Below are 6,152 nucleotides of genomic sequence, written 5' to 3' on the forward strand. Positions count from 1 at the left end.
ATTTACAAAAAACTAAAAAACGTTGTTTTATAGTCAAATAATGAAAAAATAAATATCTTTTCCACATATTAACAAAACATATTTATTTTATTAAGGAGAATTCATGAAAATAATTATTAATAAAAAACTTTTAGATGAAACATTAGAAATAGTTTCTAAATTTACTGATCCTATTAGCTCTTTATATGGAATGAGATGTATAAAAATAATAGCAAATAATCAATATGTTGTTTTTCAAGCCTCTAATGAAATAACCAACATAATTAAAAAAATTAAAGTCGATGATAAAAATATTATTGTTGAGGAATCAGGCGAAATTGTTGTTCAATGTTCATTTTTAAAAAATATTGTTAAAAAATTAAATGGAATAATTGAGTTATCAACTATTTATAATAAAATGGAAATCAAAGAACAAGATTCTAAATATACATTAACATTAAATGATTTAAATAGTTTTCCTAATATTGATGAAAATATAAATATTAAAAAATTCGAAATAAACACTGAAGAATTTAAAAAAGCAATTAAAAATGTTGCTTTTGCTGCTAGCACCGGTGCCAGTTTAATATACAAATGTATTAATTTTAAAAGTTCTGGAAATAAACTTAATTTAGCAGCAACAGACGTTTATCGTTTAGCACATTATTCAATTAAAACAAATGCTATTTTAAATGATTTTGAATTTAGTGTCAATGCTAAAGATGTAAAAGAAATGGTTCCTGTTGATGCTCCTAAAAAAATAACATTATTTTATAATTCAATTAAATTTGGTGTTGAATATGATAATACTATTATTACAGCAAGAATAACTGATTTACCTTATCATGATGTTGAACAATTATTCAATCAAGTATTAACTGATTTTAAATATAAAATAACAATTCAAAAAAATGAATTAAATTCATTATTAAACAAAATTTGAATAAATCCTTCTGTTGAAAAACAAAATAGAATTGAATTAAAAACTATTAAAAATGAATTAAGTATTTTTAGTCGATTAGAAGAATATGGAGATTCTATTGTTAAAACCAATAATTTTCAAATCGAAGGCGGAAATATTATTTTTGATATAAATTATAATTTCTTAAAAGATGCTATTGCTATAACGGAAGGCGAAATTTATATTATCATAGATGAAAAAATTCAAAAAATTATGATAATTTCAAAAGATAACCCTAATTCAAAACAAATTGTTACACCATTAAGAAGATAATATGAGCTATAAAATTTATATTAAAGAAAATTTTATTACTATCGGAAAATTAATTAAAAAAACAGGTTTTACTCAAACAGGCGGAGCATCAAAATATTTTTTAAAAAATAACAAAATTTTAATTAATAATCAAATTCCGCAAGGAAGAAACACAAAAGTTTTTAATGGTGATATTGTTTGGATTAATGATAATGTTTTTATGATTCAAACCAAAGAAAATTAAAAACGTATTTTATTATTTTGTATTATAATAAGAAGGCTATTTTTTAAAATAGTTTTGGAGGGGTAGCGAAGCGGCCAAACGCGGGTGGCTGTAACCCACTTCCTCACGGTTCGGGGGTTCGAATCCCTCCCCCTCCACCATAATTGCCCCATAGCCAAGCGGTAAGGCAACGGGTTTTGGTTCCGTCACGCGTTAGTTCGAATCTAACTGGGGCAGCCAAATGCTCTTTTAAGTAAGAGCTTTTTTTTATTTTAAAAATTTCATCAAAGCATAAATTTATATGCATTTTAATCTTATGTATAATTAAATCATTATGAAAAAAAATCGTTTATATGAAGATACTGATCAAAATCAATATTTTGAAGAATCATCTTACCAAGAGCAAAAATTAAATAAATCAAAATATAAAAATGCTTTATTAGGAGCATCATTAGGATGATTTTGTTATGCTCTTTTTATAGCCTTAATCTCATCAATCACAGCAATTTATTTTTATGAATCTTTTATATTTCTTTTAAATAAATTTATTCTTTTATTTCTTATACCTATGATAGTTATAGGAATTGTTGAATTATTCTGAGGCCCTAAAATAAACTTTTGAGTTCAAATTATTTTGATTACTGTTTTAATGATATGTATAGGTATATTAGTATTATCCTTCGCTTTAATTGAATTAATAAAATTGCTATCTGCTTCAACAATTAATGATGAATCTGGTTATCTATTAATTGTTAAAACAATGGCTGTTATATTAGCACCAACTTTTTTGTTAGCAGTTTTATCAATTTTTATTTATTTTAATTTATTTAAACAAAAAATACTTTGAGCATTTTTGACAGCTTTTTTATTATCTTTATTAGCAATATTTTTAGCAAGTTTTTTTATTTGAAATTCTATTTTAGCAGGAATTTATTCTGCTCTTAGTTTAGCCCTTGTGTCTTTATATTTAGCTATTGATTGATTTGTTATTATTAAAACGAATGAAGCATATTCAAAATTAACACAACATAATAAATCAACTGATAAATTTTTTCGTCAAACAACAATTTATTTTGGCTTTAAATTAGCATATGATTACATTTTAGTTTTAATTTATCTTATTAGATTATTAAAATATATTTCATGAGCTAAAAATTAAACTTGATATTTAATAATTAAGGAGAATTATGTCAATTCATATAAGCGCTAAAAAAGAAGATATAGCAAGAGTTGTTATTTTATCAGGAGACCCACAAAGAGTTAGATTTATGGCTTTTAAGTATCTCGAAAATGTCAAAGAAGTAAGCAATATCAGAAATCAAGTTTTTTACACAGGAATGTATAAAAATAAAAAAATAACATTTGGCTCTTATGGAATGGGATCACATGCTATTGGCATTTACGCCCATGAATTATATGTTGAATACGGTGTGGATGTTATTATTAAATGTGGTTCAGCTAGTTCATATCGTGCTGATTGAGATGTATTAGACACAGTTATTATTGAAAGAGCTTATAGTGATAATTTAGCGATTTCTAGATTAATAAACGGTGAGTTATCACACATTTATTATCCAAACAAGCAAACTGTCGAACAGTTAAAAAAATCAGCAAATAAACTAGGTATTAAGTTTCATTTAGCAAGCATTCATTCTTCTGATGTTTTTTATGGAAACAGAAGTATAAAAGATACAATTGATGAAACAAATTGTGATGTTGTTGATGCTGAAAGTTTTACTCTTTTTGCAATAGCAAAAAAACAAGACAAAAAAGCTGCTTCTATTTTACAAATAAGCGATAATTTGCCTAAAATGGAATACAGTGATTCATTAACTAGACAGCAAAAATTCACAAATATATTCGAGATTGTGCTTGATGCGAGCCTATCTCATAAAATTTTTTAATGTTTTTACTCTTTTAGGAAAAATAAAAAAAATCATAAAAAAAAATAATTTTTTTCAACGAAAACAAAATATGTAAAATAAAAAGTGATTAGCAAAAATCATTTTTTTATTTTTTATTTTTGAACGAAAGAGGTAACTTATGATAATTGGAATTAGCGGGATGATTAGTAGTGGTAAAAGTACATTAACTAACAAATTACATAATCATTTTAAGAGTTCATTGATGCTTAAAGAATATGAAGAAGACAGTGAAGTTTTTAATACATTTTTAAAATGATTATATGAGAAACAACCTAATTTAACTATTGGTTTTCAATCATATGTGGTTGAAAATCACACAACTAAAATAAATGAATTAATAGCAGAATTTAATAAATTAGGCAAAGATTGAGAAAAAGACCATATTTTTCTTGATCGCTTTAGTATTGAGCATTACATCTTTGCGAATGTAAATCTAAGACCAAAAGGTAAGAATTATCTTGATGGCTATGATGCTCTATTTACTCATTTAATAACCAAAGATGAGACACCAGATTTAGCTATTTATTTAGACATGACTTGAGAAACTTTTTTAAAGAGAATTTTTGAAAGAGGTAGACAAGTTGAAATAGACAATTTCTATCAAAATGAAGAGTATTTTAAAACACTTTATAATCTATATAAAGATTTATTTATCAAACAAGCAAAAAAATTTAATCTTCAATATGAAGTTATAAAAACTGATGATTTAACAGAAGATCAAGTATTTGAAAAAGCACTAGAATTAATTAGTAATCATCATAAAACTTTTAAAAGAGGCAAATAATGATTATTGGTATAAGTGGAATGATAGGCAGCGGGAAAAGTACCTTAACAAAAAATTTATACAAACATTATAAAAACTCCTTATTTATAGAAGAATTTGACGAAGAAGATCCTATTTTTAATACATTTTTAAAATGATGCTATAAAAACGAACCTAATACTGACATAGCATTTCAATCTTTTATTGTTGAATCCTTAACTGATACTTTTAAAAAGAAAGTAAATGCTTTTTCACAAGAAAACAGCCCAGCACAAAGCCATATTTTTTTAGATAGATTTATTTTAGAACATTATATTTTTGCTGCTGCTACATTAAAGAAAAAAGAAAAGAAATATTTTGAAGCTTTTGATAAATTATTCCATTATATTTATGATAAAAGTTGTAATCCTGACTTTGCTATTTTTATAGATATAGATTGATCAACTTTTAAAGATAGAATTTTTAAAAGAGGCAGGCAAGTTGAAATAGACAATTTTTATCAAAATGAGGAATATTTTAAAGATTTACATGCTATGTATTTACCTTACTTTAAAAAGATACTAACAAAATATAATATTCCTTATTACATCATTGATTCAAAAAATAAAAATGATAAAGAAGTTCTTGATGCTGCTATTAATATAATTAATAATTATTCGTTATCTAATAAATAAAAGTTTAAAGCCTGAAATTTCTTTTTCATGGCTTTTTAATTTAATATAATTTTTTTAATCAAAAGAGAGGAATTATGAAAAAAATCAAATTTTTAACACCACTTGCTTCTATACTCCCATTATCAATTGTTTCAGTTAGTTGCAATAATGAAGAAAAAAAAGAAGCTCAAAAGTTTTTTGAAGTTGAAAAAAATAAAGAATCTATCAATCTTAAAATTGATGCTAGCATAAATGAAAACAAAAAACTAGAAAAAGTATTCACACCAGAAATAAGAAAAGATATTGATAAGTTAATAGAAGATGTCGCAACACATCTATATGGTTTATTAAAAGAATTTGACATTAAAGATGAATTTAAAGATATTTTTAATTGAATAACCGAAACTATTGATATTAGCAATAAACAAGGTGTTGATAAATTAATATCGATGTTTAAGTCCGCTGACTTTTTAGTAAAAATTCATGAAAAAGTAAATCCTTTAATATCTAAAATCTTAAACGATAAACAAGTGGTTAAGATCTTAGAAAAATATAACATAAACACAAAAGATTCTCTTGCTATACTTGTATCATTAACCACGAAAGCTATGAGTATTTTTCAAGGACTTGAAATAAACGATGAGAAGTCAAAAGAACTATTCAAGATTTTTGGTATTGATTTATTAAAAATGCCAGAATTTAACTTTTCAACTAAAAAAGAAATTATTGATTTTGTTAAAAAAATCATCAACAATGTTGACAGCAAATCTATATCTGCCTTCTTTAATAAATTATTAGAAGACTCAAAAGCAATAAAAGAAGATAAAGATCTTATAATTGAATTATTATCTAATATTACAACTAGAATTATTAAACATATTAAACCTGTTGCGACATTATGTACTAATCTTTTAGAAAAATTAAATTGAGACGAATTATTAAAAGTTAACATATAAATAATTTCTTTGTCTAAAAAATATAAGCTCTCAGTATTTATCTGAGAGCCTTATTTTTAATATTCTACTATTTCATAATATTACCCCCTTCTTCATTAGCATTTAATAAAGTTAATGCTTATAAATGAAATTTTTTCAACAAAATATGTAATTTTTGTGTGAATTTTCAATCAAATTGAGCCACTTATTCAAATTATAAACCAACCTAAAAAACCGAAAATTTACCTATCAATTTTAGGTTTTTAGGTTGGTTTTCTTATTCTTTGTGTTGTTTAATAAAAACAAAATATGCTTTAACTAATGTTAAAACATTTTTAATTACATATTTTTGCGCTTAGGCTAAGCATTAGCTTATTTATTATGTGTTAAGAAAAATAAACATTTTGATTTCAATTTAAAAATGAATCAAAGAATCTAAAAATCAATTATTTGTGATAAAT

General features: G+C 24.1%; 7 protein-coding genes and 2 tRNA genes. All 9 read left to right on the plus strand.

Annotated elements, in window-relative coordinates; genetic code table 4:
* The first annotated feature begins 103 nt into the window (after positions 1 to 103).
* Positions 104 to 1,213, plus strand: a complete 1,110-nt coding sequence (locus T386_RS0101685) for a DNA polymerase III subunit beta (RefSeq protein ID WP_029513450.1) — start codon at positions 104 to 106, stop codon at positions 1,211 to 1,213.
* A 1-nt stretch (position 1,214) separates the two neighbouring features.
* Complete coding sequence (locus tag T386_RS0101690) at positions 1,215 to 1,436, plus strand: RNA-binding S4 domain-containing protein (RefSeq protein ID WP_029513451.1); 222 nt, start codon at positions 1,215 to 1,217, stop codon at positions 1,434 to 1,436.
* 56 nt (positions 1,437 to 1,492) lie between these two features.
* Positions 1,493 to 1,576 (plus strand) — tRNA-Tyr (locus T386_RS0101695).
* A gap of 4 nt (positions 1,577 to 1,580) precedes the next feature.
* Positions 1,581 to 1,655, plus strand: a tRNA-Gln gene (locus T386_RS0101700).
* 94 nt (positions 1,656 to 1,749) lie between these two features.
* Positions 1,750 to 2,574, plus strand: coding sequence for an MAG0110 family membrane protein (locus tag T386_RS0101705; protein WP_029513452.1), 825 nt, complete (start codon positions 1,750 to 1,752; stop codon positions 2,572 to 2,574).
* Positions 2,575 to 2,602: 28 nt separating this feature from the next.
* The gene (locus T386_RS0101710; RefSeq protein WP_029513453.1) at positions 2,603 to 3,319 is read left to right on the plus strand and encodes a phosphorylase family protein; all 717 of its coding nucleotides are present in this window, start codon (positions 2,603 to 2,605) and stop codon (positions 3,317 to 3,319) included.
* Positions 3,320 to 3,458: 139 nt separating this feature from the next.
* On the plus strand, positions 3,459 to 4,124 hold the full coding sequence (locus tag T386_RS0101715) for a deoxynucleoside kinase (protein WP_029513454.1): 666 nt from the start codon (positions 3,459 to 3,461) through the stop codon (positions 4,122 to 4,124).
* A complete protein-coding gene (locus T386_RS0101720; RefSeq protein ID WP_029513455.1) occupies positions 4,124 to 4,777 on the plus strand; it encodes a deoxynucleoside kinase in 654 nt (217 codons plus the stop codon). The genes T386_RS0101715 and T386_RS0101720 overlap by 1 nt, the downstream gene beginning before the upstream one ends.
* Before the next feature lie 74 nt (positions 4,778 to 4,851).
* Positions 4,852 to 5,712: a hypothetical protein gene (locus tag T386_RS0101725; protein WP_029513456.1), complete on the plus strand. Its 861-nt coding sequence runs from the start codon at positions 4,852 to 4,854 to the stop codon at positions 5,710 to 5,712.
* Positions 5,713 to 6,152: the final 440 nt, after the last annotated feature.

The organism is Mycoplasmopsis primatum ATCC 25948 (assembly GCF_000702785.1).
Lineage (GTDB): Bacteria > Bacillota_I > Bacilli_A > Mycoplasmatales > Metamycoplasmataceae > Mycoplasmopsis > Mycoplasmopsis primatum.